General features: G+C 40.8%; 13 protein-coding genes. 8 read left to right on the forward strand and 5 right to left on the reverse strand.

Features of this window, described 5'->3' with window-relative positions; all coding sequences use genetic code 11:
- The first annotated feature begins 54 nt into the window (after positions 1-54).
- The 6 genes from MTF66_RS09975 (at position 55) to der (ending at position 6,933) form a co-directional block, all read left to right on the forward strand.
- Complete coding sequence (locus MTF66_RS09975; RefSeq protein WP_248527130.1) at positions 55-924, forward strand: RodZ domain-containing protein; 870 nt, start codon at positions 55-57, stop codon at positions 922-924.
- Positions 925-929: 5 nt separating this feature from the next.
- Positions 930-2,048, forward strand: coding sequence for a flavodoxin-dependent (E)-4-hydroxy-3-methylbut-2-enyl-diphosphate synthase (gene ispG / locus MTF66_RS09980; RefSeq protein ID WP_008111348.1), 1,119 nt, complete (start codon positions 930-932; stop codon positions 2,046-2,048).
- Positions 2,049-2,235: 187 nt separating this feature from the next.
- Entirely contained in the window at positions 2,236-3,516 is a 1,281-nt protein-coding gene (gene hisS / locus MTF66_RS09985; RefSeq protein ID WP_010389440.1) for a histidine--tRNA ligase, read from the forward strand.
- Positions 3,517-3,560: 44 nt separating this feature from the next.
- Positions 3,561-4,181, forward strand: a complete 621-nt coding sequence (locus tag MTF66_RS09990; protein WP_054201417.1) for a tetratricopeptide repeat protein — start codon at positions 3,561-3,563, stop codon at positions 4,179-4,181.
- A gap of 10 nt (positions 4,182-4,191) precedes the next feature.
- Positions 4,192-5,370, forward strand: a complete 1,179-nt coding sequence (gene bamB, locus MTF66_RS09995; RefSeq protein WP_248527131.1) for an outer membrane protein assembly factor BamB — start codon at positions 4,192-4,194, stop codon at positions 5,368-5,370.
- A 93-nt stretch (positions 5,371-5,463) separates the two neighbouring features.
- On the forward strand, positions 5,464-6,933 hold the full coding sequence (gene der / locus MTF66_RS10000; protein WP_010389444.1) for a ribosome biogenesis GTPase Der: 1,470 nt from the start codon (positions 5,464-5,466) through the stop codon (positions 6,931-6,933).
- Between the two features lie 54 nt (positions 6,934-6,987).
- On the opposite strand, the gene MTF66_RS10005 is transcribed toward der, so the two are convergent.
- On the reverse strand, positions 6,988-7,494 hold the full coding sequence (locus MTF66_RS10005) for a zf-TFIIB domain-containing protein (RefSeq protein WP_010389445.1): 507 nt from the start codon (positions 7,492-7,494) through the stop codon (positions 6,988-6,990).
- A 40-nt stretch (positions 7,495-7,534) separates the two neighbouring features.
- Positions 7,535-7,657 (reverse strand): hypothetical protein, encoded by a 123-nt coding sequence (locus MTF66_RS38470; protein WP_282454060.1) that lies wholly within the window; start codon positions 7,655-7,657, stop codon positions 7,535-7,537.
- A gap of 264 nt (positions 7,658-7,921) precedes the next feature.
- Between MTF66_RS38470 and MTF66_RS10010 the strand changes: the two genes are divergently transcribed.
- Both MTF66_RS10010 and MTF66_RS10015 read left to right on the forward strand, forming a co-directional pair.
- Entirely contained in the window at positions 7,922-9,649 is a 1,728-nt protein-coding gene (locus tag MTF66_RS10010) for a DUF885 family protein (RefSeq protein ID WP_248527132.1), read from the forward strand.
- A gap of 131 nt (positions 9,650-9,780) precedes the next feature.
- The gene (locus tag MTF66_RS10015; RefSeq protein ID WP_248527133.1) at positions 9,781-11,091 is read left to right on the forward strand and encodes a DASH family cryptochrome; all 1,311 of its coding nucleotides are present in this window, start codon (positions 9,781-9,783) and stop codon (positions 11,089-11,091) included.
- Positions 11,092-11,131: 40 nt separating this feature from the next.
- Here the strand turns inward: MTF66_RS10015 and MTF66_RS10020 are convergent, their stop codons facing one another.
- From MTF66_RS10020 to MTF66_RS10030, 3 genes are all read right to left on the reverse strand, one after another.
- Complete coding sequence (locus MTF66_RS10020; RefSeq protein WP_248527134.1) at positions 11,132-11,590, reverse strand: thioredoxin family protein; 459 nt, start codon at positions 11,588-11,590, stop codon at positions 11,132-11,134.
- Positions 11,591-11,652: 62 nt separating this feature from the next.
- Entirely contained in the window at positions 11,653-13,608 is a 1,956-nt protein-coding gene (locus MTF66_RS10025) for a hypothetical protein (protein ID WP_248527135.1), read from the reverse strand.
- A 120-nt stretch (positions 13,609-13,728) separates the two neighbouring features.
- On the reverse strand, positions 13,729-14,607 hold the full coding sequence (locus tag MTF66_RS10030) for a LysR family transcriptional regulator (RefSeq protein WP_248527136.1): 879 nt from the start codon (positions 14,605-14,607) through the stop codon (positions 13,729-13,731).
- Positions 14,608-14,622: the final 15 nt, after the last annotated feature.

Consider the following 14,622-nt stretch of genomic DNA (forward strand, 5'->3'; position numbering starts at 1 on the left):
GGTTGTTAAGCCAAAACATAAACTTTTACTAGTGGATCCAAACTGATACACATTATGAATGAAGATAATACACAACCGCAGAACGATGAACCCTCTGTAGGTCAAATACTAAAAACACATAGAGAAAATGCAAACATTAGCCTTGCTAAGATTGCATCATTATTAAAGTTGACTGAATCGCAAGTTGAGCATATTGAAAACGACGAATATCATTTACTAGGCGCAAAAACATTTGTTAAAGGCTACATAAAAAATTATTGTCGCACACTAAACATTGATAGCACTGCTATTCTAACTATGCTGCCAGCCTATAGTGCTTCAGATAAGCCTGTAGATATGCAAAGCTTTTCAAGACGTACAGAAAAAGAAGCGCATGACAGCCGACTAATGACGGTAAGTTATTTAATTTTAGCCATTGTTATTGGCTCATCTGCTGTATGGTGGTGGCAAAATGCAATGCCTATTGATGAACAAACTAACACTATTAATGCAAATAACTCTCTTATCTCGGAGCAACAAAAAAGCACAAAACTGTTAGCAGAAGCTGCCGATGAAGCACAATCAAATGAGATTGAGCCTGCACCACAAGCAAACTCAAGCGTATTCAATGAACAACAAACAATTCAAGCTGCGCCAGTTAATAATGCACAAAGTCAAAGTGAACCAACAAGCAGTGATTTAAGCACTATTATTATGATGTTTAATGACGAAAGCTGGGTTGAAATCCACGATGCCAACGATGAGAAAATTGCATTTGGTGTAAAAAAAGCAGGCTACGAAATGACCTTGACTGGTGTAGCGCCTTTTTCAGTGGTATTAGGCAAGCACGATGTTGTTCGTATTACCCTAAATGGTGAGCCAGTTGATATTTCGGCTTTTCCTAAAAACCGTTTAGCTAAATTTAAATTACCCTTAGCAGAGTAGTCGCTATGTTTTCAGAATCTCCTATAAAACGCAGAAAATCCACCCGCATTAATGTGGGTAATGTTCCAATTGGTGATGGTGCACCAATTGCCGTGCAGTCAATGACCAACACAGACACCATGGACATTGATGCCACTGTAGCTCAAATTCAAGCGATTCAAGATGCCGGTGCTGACATAGTACGTGTATCTGTTCCGACCATGGATGCAGCTGAAGCATTTAAAAGTATTAAAGAGCAGGTATCGATACCGCTGGTTGCTGATATTCACTTTGACTACCGCATTGCATTAAAAGTAGCAAAGTATGGTGTTGATTGTTTACGTATTAACCCAGGAAACATTGGCAGTGAAGAACGTATTAGAGCGGTTGTCGACTCAGCCCGTGAGCATAACATTCCGATTCGCATTGGCGTAAATGGTGGCTCACTTGAGCGCGACCTACAAGAAAAATACGGCGAGCCAACACCTGAAGCTCTACTTGAATCTGCTATGCGTCATGTAGATATATTACGTCGCTTAGACTTTGACCAATTTAAAATTTCGGTGAAAGCATCAGACGTATTTTTAGCGGTTGGCGCGTATCGTCTACTTGCAAAAGAAATCGATCAGCCACTGCATTTAGGCATTACTGAAGCAGGCGGCATGCGCTCTGGTTCAGTTAAATCGGCCGTTGGTTTAGGCATGTTATTGGCTGAAGGTATTGGTGACACGCTGCGTGTATCACTAGCAGCGGATCCAGTTCAAGAAATAAAAGTAGGCTTTGATATATTAAAATCATTGCGTATTCGTTCTCGCGGCATTAATTTTATTGCTTGCCCTAGCTGTTCGCGCCAAGAGTTTGATGTAGTAAGCACCATGAATCAGCTTGAAGAGCGTTTAGAAGATATTATTGAGCCAGTTTCAGTGTCAGTCATTGGCTGTGTGGTTAACGGACCAGGCGAAGCATTAGTGAGTGATATTGGCCTTGCCGGCGCAAACCGTCGCTCAGGTTTATACATTAATGGCGAACGCCAAAAAGCCCGAATTGATAACAATAATATTGTTGATCAACTTGAAGGCTATGTACGCGATTTCATTGAACAGAAGCAACAACAAACTCCAATCGACATAAAAATCGTAGAGTGATGTGTTGTTACAACACTATGTATTTAAATGACCTTTTTTAGTCGCGGTATTCACAACGTAGTATAAATTACGTACGCTCCGCTACGCTCGCAATTACCTTATAGTTAAGGTTATAATGCAGGGTCGATTTTTTAGTTTTACGTGGTTGCAGCCCAGGGTTGCACATAAACAGATTTAGGATTTATCAGTGGCAAAACAAATTCAGGCAGTTCGCGGTATGAACGATTGCCTGCCAGGCGATACGCAAGTTTGGCAGAAAGTAGAACACATTTTACGCGAGACCGTATCATCGTTTGGTTATCAAGAAATTCGTTTTCCAATTGTAGAATCAACCGACCTATTTAAACGCTCTATTGGTGAAGTAACCGATATAGTAGAAAAAGAAATGTACACCTTTGCCGATCGTAACGGCGACAATTTAACCTTGCGCCCGGAAGGGACTGCAGTGTGTGTACGTGCAGGTAACGAAAATGGCCTGTTATACAATCAAGAACAACGCCTTTGGTACATGGGCCCTATGTTTCGCCATGAACGCCCACAAAAAGGTCGTTACCGTCAATTTCATCAGTTTGGTTTAGAGACTTTTGGTATTGCCAGCGCCGATATTGACGCCGAAGTTATTTTACTCACTGCGCAACTTTGGGAAGCATTTGGCATTACTGACCATGTGCGTTTAGAACTTAATTCATTAGGTTCAAACGAAGCTCGCGCACAGTACCGCGATGCCTTAATCGCCTTTTTAGAACAACATACCGATGTACTAGATGAAGATTCAAAACGTCGTATGTACTCTAACCCACTGCGCGTTTTGGATACTAAAAATCCAGATATTCAGGCAATCTTAGTCGATGCACCAAAGTTATCTGAACATTTAGATGCTGAATCAAAAGAACATTTTGAAAATTTATGTGAACGATTAGATGCCGCAGGCGTCAAATACACGGTTAATGAAAAGCTGGTACGTGGCTTAGATTATTACAACCGCACTGTATTTGAATGGGTAACCGACAGCTTAGGTGCACAAGGTACTGTATGTGCTGGTGGTCGTTATGATGGTTTAGTAGAACAATTAGGCGGTAAATCAACCCCTGCGGTAGGTTTCGCGATGGGTTTAGAGCGCTTGGTTTTACTGCTTCAAGCACTTGAATGTGTAGGTGACATACGCCGTAGTGCTGATGTATATTTAGCAGCTATGGGCGACAAAGCCAGTATTCAAGCGCCTATAATTGCATCTACCTTACGTCGTGATGTACCTGGATTACGCGTAATGGTGCACGCTGGCGGTGGTAACTTTAAAAAACAACTTAAACGTGCTGATAAAAGCGATGCTCTCGTCGCAATTATTATCGGTGAAGATGAATTAGAGCAAGGCGTTGTGACTATAAAATACTTACGTGAACGTAAAGAACAAGTCACACTAGAACTAGAACAAGCTAAAACGTTACTTGCAGAACTAATTAATAGCTAAATTATATAAAGCGTAAGTAGTGAAGCGCTTTAACAGAGGTAAGCATGGAAATTTATTCAACAGAAGAACAACAAGCAGAAGCAATTAAACGCTTTTTTCGTGAAAACGGCCTTTCACTAGCGTTAGGCGTTATTGTTGGTTTAGGTGGTTTATATGGCTGGAAAGCATACAACCAAAATCAAATAACGACTGCAGAGCAAGCATCTGATGCATACACTAAGCTTGTTGAAAGCGACAGCGTATTAGCGTCTGCTGATGCATTTATCAGTGAAAACAAAGACACTCAGTACGCAACTCTAGCGGCATTTGTTGCTGCAAAAGAAGCTGTAGATGCCCAAAACTTAGATTTAGCAAATGAAAAATTAAGCTGGATCGTAACTAACGTTGATAACGCCCAGCTTAAAGCCATTGCAACAACACGTTTAGCACGTGTGCAAATTGCTCAGCAGCAATACGATGATGCATTGAGTACATTAAATGCTCCTCTTCCTGAAGCATTTAACGCAAATGTGGCTGAATTAAAAGGTGATATTTACACTCAACAAGGCAATAAAGAGCAAGCACGCGTAGCTTACCAAGCTGCTGTTGATGCAGGTGGATTAACGAGTAATCCTCTTTTACAAATTAAGTTAGATGACCTAGCAGTAACTAGCCCAGCGGCATAAGGTTTTAGGCATGAGAAAAATAACAACAGCAACGCTTGCCCTATGTATGGCAACCCTAATGGGGTGTTCTTCAAGTGATGACGAAGAAGAACTGGTACTTCCAGAAATAGCCAATCAATTTGAAACTGATGTGGTATGGCAAGAATCAATTGGTAGTGGTGTAGAGCATTACTTTTCACGCTTATCACCTGCTGTTTATAAAGAGACAGTGTATGTTGCTAGCCGTGAAGGCCAAGTAGAAGCCTTATCACTTGCCAATGGCGATACCCAGTGGGAAACCGACGTTCGCCAGGATTTATCGTTTTGGCCTTGGAGCGATAACGATAGTGCAAAATTATCAGGCGGAATATTACAAGCTTATGGTAAAATCTATTTAGGCTCTGAACATGGTTATGTAATTGCACTTGACCGTGAGACTGGTAAAGAAATCTGGCGTAAAAAAGTACCTGGCGAATCACTCTCTAAACCCGCTGCAGGTGATGGCTTAATCTTTGTAAATTTAGCCTCAGGTAAGTTACTTGCGCTTCACCCAGATACTGGTGAAGAACGCTGGAGCTTTGAGCAAGAAGTGCCACCGCTGACTTTACGCGGTCAAAGCTCACCTACTGTGGCTAACGGTGGTGTGTTACTAGGCCTAGAAACAGGTAAGTTAAGTGTTTTAATTTCTGAGAGTGGCTACTCGGCATGGAGTGCAGAAATTGCAGTGCCAAAAGGCGCATCAGAGTTTGAACGTTTAGTTGATGTAGATACGCAGCCGATCATTAGCGGTCCATTTGCTTACGCTATTGCATACAATGGTAACTTATCAGCAGTAGATATTCGTTCAGGTAATGTTGTATGGAAACGTGAATACAGCAGCTACCGTGAAATTAGCATGGATTTGCAAACAATTTACGTTGTTGATAGTAACGGCGTTGTTTATGCACTTGATAAAGATTCAGGCATTGAACGTTGGAGCCAACCCGCTCTACGTGGCTGGTACTTAACAGGTCCAGCGGTTGCCGGTAATTATTTAGCGTTAGGTGACCAAGAAGGCAATTTGCATTGGTTAAATAAAGACACTGGCGAGCTAGTATCTCGTGAAGACTTTGACAGCTCAGGTTTTTTTGTTGAGCCCGTTGTCGCTGACGATAAATTGATTTTATACACCCGCGATGGTGAAGTTAGCGCGGTAAAAATACCGAACTAACTGTCTACTATTAGTGTAAGGCACTAATAGTTAATTATTTTTTGTAAGGCTTCGCACTGCGAAGCCTTTTGTTGTTTTTTAAAGAGGTAGTTTATGCTTCCCGTGATCGCTCTTGTAGGGCGACCCAATGTGGGCAAATCCACATTATTTAACCGTTTAACACGTACTCGTGACGCACTCGTTGCCGACTTTCCTGGCTTAACGCGTGATAGAAAATATGGCCAAGCAAATTACGATGGCTTTGAATTTATCGTGGTAGATACGGGCGGTATTGATGGCTCAGAAGAAGGTATCGAAACCGAAATGGCTGATCAGTCATTACTAGCCATTGAAGAAGCGGATATTGTTTTATTTTTAGTTGATGCTCGCGTGGGTATGACAGTGGCTGATCAAGCTATTGCTAACCACTTACGTAAGCAAGAGAAAAAATGTTTTGTTGTTGCCAATAAAACAGACGGCATTGATGCCGACTCAAACTGTGCTGAGTTTTATCAACTTTCACTTGGTGAAGTTCATCATATCGCTGCCGCACATGGCCGTGGTATTACTTTACTGCTTGAGCAAACTCTTCAGCCTGTTATTGCTGAACTTGCCGCTCTTGATGAAGATGTAGCCGATGACGATGAAGAACTTATCGACTTATATCAAGAAGGTGAAGAAGATGACACCGATCACCAAGCGTTTGCCGACAAGCCGGTAAAGCTGGCAATTATTGGTCGTCCAAATGTAGGTAAGTCAACCCTTACTAACCGTATACTAGGTGAAGACCGTGTTATTGTATACGATATGCCAGGTACAACCCGCGACTCAATTTACATTCCGATGACCCGTAACGACAAAGAATATATTCTTATCGATACCGCTGGTGTGCGTAAACGTAAAAAAGTAAGTGACGTGGTTGAGAAATTCTCAGTCATTAAAACGCTACAAGCAATCGAAGATTGTAACGTCGTGTTATTAGTGGTTGATGCCCGCGATGGTATTTCTGATCAAGACTTAAGCCTGTTAGGTTTTGCGCTTAACTCAGGGCGCTCATTAGTTATTGCCGTGAATAAGTGGGATGGTCTAGATAACTACGTTAAAGACCGTATTAAGACTGAGCTTGATCGTCGTTTAGGCTTTATTGATTTTGCCCGCCTACACTTTATCTCTGCTCTGCATGGTACTGGTGTTGGTCATTTATTTGAATCAGTTGACGAAGCGTATGAGTCGGCAACTAAGCGGATTAGTACTGCTATGTTGCGTCGTATTATGGACATGGCACAGGCCGACCATCAGCCACCACTTGTTCGTGGACGTCGTGTTAAGCTTAAGTATGCGCATGCTGGGGGCTACAATCCGCCACGTATCGTTATTCATGGTAACCAAGTACATGACTTACCTGATAGCTACAAACGCTACCTCATGAACTACTATCGTAAAGCACTAAAAATTATGGGTACGCCAATCAAAATTGAATTTAGAGAAGGCGATAACCCATTTGCAGGGCGCACTAATAAAGTAACCCTGTCGCAAAAACGTAAAATTCGCGCGTTTAGTAAAGAAAACCGCAATAAGTCATAACGATTTTGATTAAGTCAGTTTAATAAAACGGTGTACTTTATAGTACGCCGTTTTTTATGATTCAAAATTAAGTAATGCCAATTGCACCAGCCGTTCAACTGTGGTGCCTTGAAGGTTTTTAGGCGCTTTAGGATAATATTTCGATTTTGGCGTTTTAATAGTTATAAACCCATGATTGGTGGCCATTTCGTGGGCTAGCAGTTTTCGTTCTTTGGGTGTTAAATGGTTTTCATGTATTTTGCTTAATTCGCCACTATCAAGCCATATTCCCGCACAGCTAGGGCACTCATCTATTTCAACTGCTTTTAGCGGTGAAAAATACCTACGCATCATCACTATGCTTGGGCATTTAGGGCAATTTACTCGCATTGCGACTTCACCCTCACCTTCGGCATAATTACTTAAATACTTAAGTAAAACCTGACCATGTTTTAACTCTGGCGAGCTAAATTTAAAAATTTGGCTGTTATCGAAAAAAACGCCTCCTAACGACGATGTATAAACAGTGATACCGCCAACTAATATAGACTCCAATGGTGTATTCGTACGAGGGCACAACATTTTCAAAATCCTTTTTATTTTAATACCTAAAGTTAAATAGTTATTCTAACGCTTTGTGTATCAGGCCAATTAATGGTGGTAGCAATGTAGTGTGACCTGCCAATACAAACTCATGTGCATCATCTGACATTTTTTTCACGTACAGCAAGTAATCCCAATCCATTTCTCTTCATCATAATCGGATTTAGAACCTGCAAAGCTAAGCATGAAATGCTCAATAAATATTTGGGTGTTGGCTATTCGCCTTATCAGTTAGCAAAATACGTTATTAAATATCGCTACTCCAATATGTTTTATTTTAAACACCAGTAAAACAATAAGCTAGACTGCTGTTAAAAACCAACGCATTAATTGAGTGAACTTGTTATTATCGTAAAATAGGCACGCGCATGAATAACAATTAAAACTCTAAAAAGTGAAATTCAACATGTTTAAAAAAACAATTTTAGCTATTTGTTTAGCAGCCACCTCGCTGCCAAGCTTAGCCGACAGTAGCAGCGACTTAACAACCATTATTGATAACCATTGGGAAAATGCGAAAGCAGAAAAAATATTTTTTAGAACCGATCCAGACGGTTGGAAACCAAACGGCACATTGCCAAATTGGAGTGAGCAAGCCATTGCTAAGCGCCAAGCTTACAACAACAGCGTACTAAAAAGCTTAGCCAGCATTGACCCAAAAACACTCAATAGCGAGCAGCTAATGAACTACCGCTTATTTAAATATGAGCGCGAAACCGAGCAGCAAAGCTACCTTTATCAAGATAAGTATTTTCCGGTTAATTTTTTAAGTGGCTGGCATACTTACTTTGCAGAAGCGCCAGCTAACATGGCCTTTTTAACTGCCGAGGATTACGATGCATTTTTAGTTAGCCTTAGTGACTACCCTCGTTTTAATCAGCAAAACATTAATTTAATGAAAAAAGGCATTCAAACCGGTTTTACACATTACTGCGAAACGTTTAAAAATTATGGCCAAAGCATTAACGCTCATATAGTTAAACAACCTGAGAATAGCGCCTTATATGAGCCATTTACCCGCATCCCTAATACATTTAGCGCAGCGCAAAAAGAAACTTACCAAAATAAAGCTAAAACAATAATTGCCTCAAAAGTTGTGCCTGCTTACGAGCACTTTTACGACTTTTTTGAAAACGAATATATGCCGCACTGTAGAACGCAGCCGGGTATTGCAAGCATCAAAGGTGGCCTTGATTATTACAAGTACACGGTTAATTACTACACCACCACTAATGCTACTCCTAAACAAATTCATGAACTTGGTCTAAAAGAAGTGGCGCGCATTAAAGCACAAATGCAAGCCATTATTGATAGCGTTGGTTTTGAAGGCAGCTACAGCGACTTTTTAAAATTTTTAGCAACCGATGAGCAATTTTACGCAAAAGACGCCCAAGACTTGCTAGAAAAAACCGCTTTTATAACGCAAAAAATGTATGGCAAACTCCCCACTTACTTTGGCCATTTACCGCGTAACACCTTTACTATAAAAGGCTCAGCGAGTCGTGGTGCGTTTTATATGCCACCGCCAGATAACCGCTCACCTGGCACTTACTTTTTAGCCTCAACACCTAAATTGCAGCCTTTATATAATTTAGAAGCACTTAGCCTGCACGAAGCTATTCCTGGGCATCATTTACAAAACGCCATTGCAATGGAGTTAGACGTTCCTGAATTTAGACGCACACTGAGTCACTCAGCATTTGGCGAGGGCTGGGCACTTTATACAGAGCGTTTAGGTAAAGAAGCGGGCTTTTACCAAAGTCCATACAGTGACTTTGGTCGTTTAGGCTACGAAATGTGGCGCGCAGTGCGCTTAGTGGTTGATACCGGCATTCATGCCTTTGGCTGGAGCCGCCAAAAGGCGATTGATTATTTGGCTGATCATACCGCCTTGCCACAAAGCGCCGTGGAAGATCAAATAGACCGCTATATTTCTTGGCCAGGCCAAGCGCTTTCATACAAAATGGGCGAAATTAAAATACGCGAACTGCGTGCAAAAGCCGAAAAACAGCTAGGCGCTAAATTTGATATACGCAGCTTTCACGACACCGTTATTGGTCAAGGTTCACTTCCTATGGCGGTACTTGAAGATGTAATTAACGACTGGATAGCACAGCAGAAATTAGCTATCTAAGATACAACGGAAACAAATTGAGAGGCGGTATTGTTACCGCCTTTTTTTAAAGCCCTATTAAACACCTTAAAACTAATCTCTGCTCGCTTTTGCTTCGTAAAATAAATGATTTTAAAAACCAGAGCATAAGTATGAAAAAACGTATTCTGTATTGGCTGCAAAATGATTTGCGCATTGACGACAACCCCATACTCAATGATTTATCACAGCAACAATGTGAGTTGGATCTCGTCTTTGTGATTAACCCTGCTTGGTTTAAAAGCAATAACTACCAACAAAAACCCTATGGTGTCCACAAACAACGCTTTTTAATGCAAAGCCTATATGAGCTACAGGAGTCTGTTTTAGAGCTTGGCCAAACTTTACATATTATTGAAGGCGTTCCACTTGAGGTATTAACACAGCGTATTAATGAGCTTAGCATTGACGAAGTTGTATATAGCCAGCAAATAGGTGTATATGAACAGCGCCAAATTAGTGCTCTTAAGTCAAAATGCACTACTGTGGTATTTAAATCTGTGATGCAAGATACTTTATATCAACAACAGCAACTGCCCTTTGAACTAGCTAATTTACCAACCGGCTTTACACCTTTTAGAAAAAAAATTGAAGCGGCAGAAATTAGTTTAGCCACACATGCATTTTCAGCAGCAAGATTGCCTCCACCTATTATACTTTGCGCAAAACAACCGATAGAAAAGCCAGCAACAGGGAATACACAATTACTTGGTGGGCATCAGGCTGCGCTTGAGCACTGCCAGCAGTACTTTTCATCGGCTTTACCGAGTAGCTATAAAATCACTCGCAATGAGCTGGATGGCTTTGATAACTCAACAAAATTTAGTAGTTGGCTGGCTTTTGGCTGTATTAGTGCCAAGCAAGTTTTTTGTGCTGTAGATGCTTATGAAGCGCAGTATGGAGCAAACGAGTCAACTTACTGGATCAAGTTTGAATTGCTCTGGCGTGAGTATTTCAAGTGGCATGCAATTAATGTTAAGCATCAGTTATTTACCTTTAAAGGTAAGAAACAAAGCTCGCCACTTACCACGTTTAGCCCGAATCGTTTTGCTAAATGGTGCCAAGGCAGTACACCTTACCCGTTAGTTAATGCCATTATGAAAGAGCTAAACGCAACGGGCTTTATTAGCAATCGCTCAAGACAAATCGTTGCTAGCTGTTTAGTAAACGAACTACAACTAGACTGGCGTTATGGTGCGGCTTACTTTGAGCAACAGTTAATCGATTACGATGTGGCGTCGAATTGGGGTAATTGGCAATATATTGCTGGAGTTGGTGTCGATCCGCGCGGCGGACGTCACTTTAATTTGCAAAAACAAACTCAGCAATATGATCCGCACGGTGAGTACATTGCCAAGTGGCAAGGAAATGAGCATTGCGATGCACAATTAGATGACTTAGACGCCGCTGATTGGCCAGTGTAAAAATAAAACCTCGAACATGATATTGGCTAGCTGACTCTCGTTATAAGCCTAAGGTTAAATCTTGGGCGAGAGTGTCGCTGGGTTTTTCTACTACGCGGTTAACTTCAACCCCGTTATGCTTAACAATAAAAGTGGGGGTATATTGTAAGTCATGCGCTAGGGCAATACCTGCCTCATCACGTTTGTCATAACCGACTGTAACAAAAGTTATTTTCGAGAGTTTAACCTTAGACTCATCGAGTAACTTTATTAATCGAGGTACTTCACGGGCACTGTCATGACACCACGTACCTAAAAGCACTAACACCTCTTTACCTGCTAGTTTTTGCATCAATGCAACGTCTTGCGGTGTAGGCGAAAATGTTTGGTATTGCTTAGCAAATTTATCGTGCTCGCTTAATAAGCGCTTAGCAGTAATAGCGTCCGAGTGTGGTTTGAACGTTGCATTCACTGCCAGTGGTAAACTCAACATTAAAAGAAAAATTAATTGTTTAAACATAATCTTATACTTAAAAAGCATTTTAGTTACTATACCCACAATCGAGCTTAAGTAAATAAAAGTTACTTGCTTTTATCCATAAAATCATCCACTTGTGATAAAACGGCTAAGTACTCACGTTTGGCTTCTTTGTTTTGTTCTAATTTATCTAAGTCACCGATTAACGTTACTAATTGCGTATGTGAATAACTCGATGTTGTTCTAAACTCGTTCGACGCCCCCACACCACTGAGTCGTTTTCTTTCATCCATACTATGACTATCTTCATTTTTCTCGAGCCAAATATCATTAATAAGACGAATATTACTCTCACTGGTGGTGGTTTCTTTCAATTCTTTTTTTAGCTCGTATTGAGATATTTCGGGATTAAACTGATACACTTTTTTATCTACATCCACCTCATGAGCCTGATCAAGGGCAACCAATTCGTTATTTTTTACAGCGGTACCAATAGTGTAATTTTCTTGTTTGTCATAATAATCAGGAGGGATGTCAGAGCGGTTACCTTCTTCATAATTAAAACGCGTGCTCGCCGTTTTATCTTGAGTAACTCCAGTTAACCCTGCTGATTTTTGGTGTTCTGTATTTTGACTCAGCTTTGTGGTGCTTGTTGCTATGTAATCCCCCTGATCCATTGCAAAAGAGAATTTTGCATCAAAATCAGCTAACTTAGAAATACCATCACCTAAGGAATTTTTATTACTGCTACCTAGCCCTTGGTAGCGCGGATCTTTGGTGATCATATTGTCAACTAAATTAGCGACAAGCTCGCGTCCATTACTAAACTGCTTTGTAGCAACCGACTCAATTTCACTATAGCGCTCAGCAGCTGATGACATACTACTAAACGCACTTTTAAAAACAGCCAACCCTTGTTTCATCACTTCATCACTTTTGTGACCAAACGCAGAACGTGTACTTTTCTCAGAGCTATTGAGCTGGCTATCTTCTAAGCTTTTATCGAGCGCTTTTATGTATTGTTGCATTTGGCTTTTGTCTTGAGCGCCAATGGTTGACATATCAAGCGAAAAATCAATATTGTTTTGTCCGTTTACCGATTCAAACTCCAGTATTTGCTGCTCAGAATCCTCATCAAGGGTATAACTTAAATTAAGCTCATTATCTATTCCAAGGAGCGCTCCATCAGCATCGCCAGTATTTCCCTCTGACGTTGAAAAGTACAAATCAAAACCCGAAAGTTCTTTGTTATCAAAATTGCTTAGAAAGCTTAAATCTAAATCAGCTTGGTTTGCGGGTACGTAACGACTGTAAACGCTTTGTTTAGCCTTAAAAAATTCATCCGCCATTTCACCAACACCAGAAAGTACTTGCGTTAATGCTTGGTGTTCAGACTCTGATAAGTCGCCATCTACTTCATAACTTATGCTAAATTCGTCAGTGGTTTCGCCTGTTTCCTCATCATAACCTTGCGCAGAATGAAAGGCGATATTGATAACATCACCTTCTTTGGTTTTTACCGAAAGCTCAAACCCATAGTTATCATCGTCTTCAAATCGCTCGCGATTAAAGCTTTCCATGAAAGGATTAAGTGAGCGTTCAACACGCTGTTGGCTAGATGCTAAAAATGTTTTTTGATTAAATCCCAGTTGCCCCAAGTTTGATAAAATATCGCTAGTGTTGGCATAAGCACCTTGGATATTTTTTACCGAAGAATTTAAGCGCTCAATTAACTGATCGCTACGTTCGTTTTTTAATAAGCCCTCTTGCTGAGAGCTTATTACCGTACGTAGTGCAACCTCTTCACTAGAGGGCTTATAATTTGAGCCACTGGGTGCGCTGGAAATCGTGAGTAACGAGGATAATTGCTGATTAAGTATTTCATCGACTTGTTGGTCACTAAACTGACTAAGCATTTCATCAGTGATTGTTGCCGAACTTGGCGCTAAGTGAGCACGCGATTGCAAACCTGTGGGCATACTGGTTTGGTTTGAATTATTGACCGATTGGGCAAGCAACGCATTTAAGTTAGCATAATTGCCTTGTAGTTTATTAACCATGATTATCCTTAATCTTCAGTACAATATAAATACGGTATCGGCCAACGAATTAAAAGCTTTAATTATTTTTTTATTATTCAAATATAAAGTATTAACGCAAAAAACATTTTTTAAAAATAATTAGCAGGTTTTGGCAAGCAGCGACTTTAATATGTCTGGTACAAATTTTCGCTGCGCGGTAATGGCATAGAAGTGTTCGAAAGCATCGGGTAAACGCTGATATTCAACTAGTAGGCCTTGTTCTATTTCATCCTTTACTACAACTGATGGCAATACCGATAGTGCACCACTATCACGGGCAAGTAATCGCAGCATAGCCATATCATCAGCCTCTGCTTTTATTTTTGGCTGATATTGCCAACGAGCGCATAATGCATTAAATGAGTCTCTAATGGCGGAGGTTTTACTGGGTAGCACCCACTGTGCATCCGTGTAACCTGATGGAAACTGGCCGCGTGTTTTTTTATCAGCTGGGCCAACTATAGCTAATGGCTGACGAGATACCAACTGACTTTGCCAAAGCTGATCGTAGTGCTCAAGCCCGATGGGTTTATTGGTTAAAACTAAATCCAGTTCGTGCTCTGCCAAACCATTTAGCAGCCCATCCATACGCCCTGCAGTCAGCGAAAAGCGCACTTCGTCATTGCTCATTAAGGGATTTATAAACTCTTCGATAAAGTTACGCGAGAGCGTATTAAGCACCCCGATTGATAAATGCTGGGTTTGCGAAATCAGCCCTTTGTGAATAAAAGAAGACAGTTCTTCCCCTTTGGTGAATATATCGTTGGCGTACATTTGCACCCGCTTTCCCATATCGGTTAATGCGAGTGTGCGGCCTTTACGTTCAAATAACTCAATATTAATGGTGTGTTCTAATTGTTTTATTTGCGTAGAGAGCGCTGACTGCGACAAATGCAGCTCTTTCGCCGCTTGGGTTAAGTTACCAATGCGAGCAACCGACCAAAAATAATATAAATGATGATAATTTAAACGGCTCATTATTGTTCTCTTTTA

The sequence above is a fragment of the Pseudoalteromonas sp. 2CM39R genome (assembly GCF_023161845.1).

Coding starts and splice junctions, on each gene's coding strand:
- MTF66_RS09990 (WP_054201417.1), top strand. CDS start 3,561: ATGGAAATTTATTCAACAGAAGAACAACAAGCAGAAGCAATTAAACGC.
- MTF66_RS38470 (WP_282454060.1), bottom strand. CDS start 7,657: ATGGATTGGGATTACTTGCTGTACGTGAAAAAAATGTCAGATGATGCA.
- MTF66_RS10005 (WP_010389445.1), bottom strand. CDS start 7,494: ATGTTGTGCCCTCGTACGAATACACCATTGGAGTCTATATTAGTTGGC.
- MTF66_RS10010 (WP_248527132.1), top strand. CDS start 7,922: ATGTTTAAAAAAACAATTTTAGCTATTTGTTTAGCAGCCACCTCGCTG.
- MTF66_RS10015 (WP_248527133.1), top strand. CDS start 9,781: ATGAAAAAACGTATTCTGTATTGGCTGCAAAATGATTTGCGCATTGAC.
- MTF66_RS10030 (WP_248527136.1), bottom strand. CDS start 14,607: ATGAGCCGTTTAAATTATCATCATTTATATTATTTTTGGTCGGTTGCT.
- der (WP_010389444.1), top strand. CDS start 5,464: ATGCTTCCCGTGATCGCTCTTGTAGGGCGACCCAATGTGGGCAAATCC.
- ispG (WP_008111348.1), top strand. CDS start 930: ATGTTTTCAGAATCTCCTATAAAACGCAGAAAATCCACCCGCATTAAT.
- MTF66_RS10025 (WP_248527135.1), bottom strand. CDS start 13,608: ATGGTTAATAAACTACAAGGCAATTATGCTAACTTAAATGCGTTGCTT.
- MTF66_RS10020 (WP_248527134.1), bottom strand. CDS start 11,590: ATGTTTAAACAATTAATTTTTCTTTTAATGTTGAGTTTACCACTGGCA.
- bamB (WP_248527131.1), top strand. CDS start 4,192: ATGAGAAAAATAACAACAGCAACGCTTGCCCTATGTATGGCAACCCTA.
- MTF66_RS09975 (WP_248527130.1), top strand. CDS start 55: ATGAATGAAGATAATACACAACCGCAGAACGATGAACCCTCTGTAGGT.